1 protein-coding gene is annotated in these 1,043 nt (G+C 43.0%); it reads right to left on the bottom strand.

Annotation, left to right across the window (positions count from 1 at the left end; all coding sequences use genetic code 11):
* Positions 1 to 37 precede the first annotated feature (37 nt).
* Positions 38 to 931 (bottom strand): IS982 family transposase, encoded by an 894-nt coding sequence (locus RIF36_RS01655; RefSeq protein WP_350149301.1) that lies wholly within the window; start codon positions 929 to 931, stop codon positions 38 to 40.
* Between the last annotated feature and the right edge of the window lie 112 nt (positions 932 to 1,043).

The following is a 1,043-nucleotide window of genomic DNA, read 5'->3' as shown; positions in this document are numbered from 1 at the left end:
ACGTCAGTTATTGAGTAGTTCTAAAGATAATACAAATTCATGCAGCATTGAGTAGTCGGTTTCTATCTTCAAAAGCGATAATCCTTGGTTGCTGGTCAGCGAAGGTGTATGCGAGTAGGGCAGCAAATACGTTACAAAGATAATTGAGTGGGGCTCGGTGACGTGTATGCTCGAGGTCAATAAGTCCTACACACTGCCCAAAGACGGATTCTATCAATCCTCGATGACGGTGATAGTAGGCATCTTTTTGGTGTATCATCGCATCCTTCTTGCCATTCCGTCGCAGCTTGGCCACTAAGTCTACCCCTTTGGTGAGTAAGGTTTCCTTAAGAGCACTCAGATAGCCTTTGTCGCCGTAAACTTTCCCCGTTACTGCTTGAAGAAGGTAATTCAATACGGTATGATTGTTATCGGCTACATTGCCTGAGGTAAGCAGAAAATTGACTAACTGCGCTTCTCGGTTGATGACCACGTGCATCTTAAAACCGTAAAACCAGCCTAAGGTGCCCTTCCCTTTACCAGCCCAGTCTACCATTACTTTATGCTGATTTTCTCGTTTAATATGGCAGGCTTTTAGAGGTTTACTGTCAATATAGTTTTCTGCCAACGCAGCCTGACAACGGCATTTAAGCAGTAGATAAAGCTCGAGGATAACATGCGGAATCAGGGCTACAAAACGTTCATAGCATGGGGCATCTGGGAACCAACTGCGATAGGGGCCTCGTATATCTTGACAATAAAAGTATTTCAACGTGCTTCTGCCTGAATGGTGGTAGGCTACTAGCACGGTCATCACTTCACTACGAGAAAAGCGGGAATACCATCTGGGTTCAGGCTGGTCATCGCTAGTCAACTTATGCTGGAAGTCTAGCAGAAAGTCATCGCATTCTACGAAAATTTCAGTTAGCTTTGTTGTCGTCAAGATTTGCATATTCTTTGTTTTGTACAATGAGTATTTTACACACTTGCAAATCTTGACTTTTTTTGACTGTTAAGCAATATAACCCTCTATCTATCAGCTATTTCCTGAATAATTGACGTTA

The organism is Imperialibacter sp., assembly GCF_040222815.1.
Classification (GTDB): Bacteria; Bacteroidota; Bacteroidia; order Cytophagales; family Cyclobacteriaceae; genus Imperialibacter.
The sequence above is the reverse complement of the archived record's forward strand: the minus strand, read 5'-3'. Positions and strand labels throughout refer to the sequence as shown.

Bases quoted from the DNA above. Each gene is read 5' to 3' on its own strand.
- RIF36_RS01655 (WP_350149301.1), bottom strand. From the start codon at position 931: ATGCAAATCTTGACGACAACAAAGCTAACTGAAATTTTCGTAGAATGC.